This window comes from Calditrichota bacterium, from assembly GCA_013152715.1.
In the GTDB taxonomy this organism is placed as follows: domain Bacteria; phylum Zhuqueibacterota; class Zhuqueibacteria; order Thermofontimicrobiales; family Thermofontimicrobiaceae; genus 4484-87.
This window is the reverse complement of record JAADFU010000102.1, coordinates 1-933: the sequence shown is the minus strand read 5'-3', so window position 1 is coordinate 933 and position 933 is coordinate 1. Positions and strand designations below refer to the sequence as shown.

Annotated in this window: 2 protein-coding genes; both read right to left on the bottom strand. The window is 43.3% G+C overall.

The features are described 5' to 3' along the window. A partial coding sequence (locus tag GXO74_08440) for a hypothetical protein (protein ID NOZ61697.1) occupies positions 1-365 on the bottom strand: 365 nt, incomplete at its 3' end. 23 nt (positions 366-388) lie between these two features. Continuing rightward, a partial coding sequence (locus tag GXO74_08435) for a DNA methyltransferase (GenBank protein NOZ61696.1) occupies positions 389-933 on the bottom strand: 545 nt, incomplete at its 5' end.

Genomic DNA, 933 nt, shown 5'->3' with positions numbered 1-933 from the left:
TCGCGCACCCAGTGATCTTTTATGCCATCGCGGACTTCCTGCACGTATTCTTCCAGATCTTCAAATCCGCCGGGAAGACCTCCCATGTGAATCACCGGCTCGGACGTGGGTTGCTCGATGGAAATGAGCATGGTGCAATCTTTACTCGGCGGATCGATGTAATTGCCGTTTTTGTCTTTGGCATCGTACTGGGTGCGGATTTCACAGCCGTAAACGAAAAGCCCGATCATGGCATTTTCCCAGGCCTCAGCCAGAGTTTTTCCCGATACGGACACCACAGGAATATTTCCGCCTTTTGCGGGACTGATCAGGTGAATTTTACCACTTCTTTTCTTTGCAATATTTTCGAGCTTTTTCATGTCCATGGTTCAGCTCCGAGGTTTGCTTTTTAAAATTTGATAAGTTCTTTTTCCACTTCGGGATAAATTTTGTCTATCTCTTTTTGTATTTCAATCGTTTTACTTAATGCTGTAACGATGCGGCAGTACCGCGGGGCATCGTCCATGTTTCTGCCTTTGCGGTCTTTGAGATATTTTGACAGCACTTGATAACCGCCGATATGATAATTCCAAACTTCCGGCGCAACGCCTTCAAAATATTTATCCTTGTTGATATAAATGCGCTGTTCGTCTTCTTTGTAAGTTATCTTTTCTATCCTGTCATTTGCGCCGCTTCCCTGAAATTTAGCGACTGGTGGATTAAGCGCCGGACTTTTCAGCAAATGCAAATCGGCCAGTTCTTTGCCGAATTTGCCCATTTTTTTGAAAAGCTTGAAGTTAGCGGTAAGGGGAACGCGCGGGAAATCAATTTTCAGATATTCAACGTAAGTTTTCCTGTAGCTATTGCTGTAAAAAATGCCGTAAATGTAGTAAAGGATATCTTCCGGTAATGGTCTTTTAAAGAACACTTTCTCTAATTTCTCAAAAATTGCAG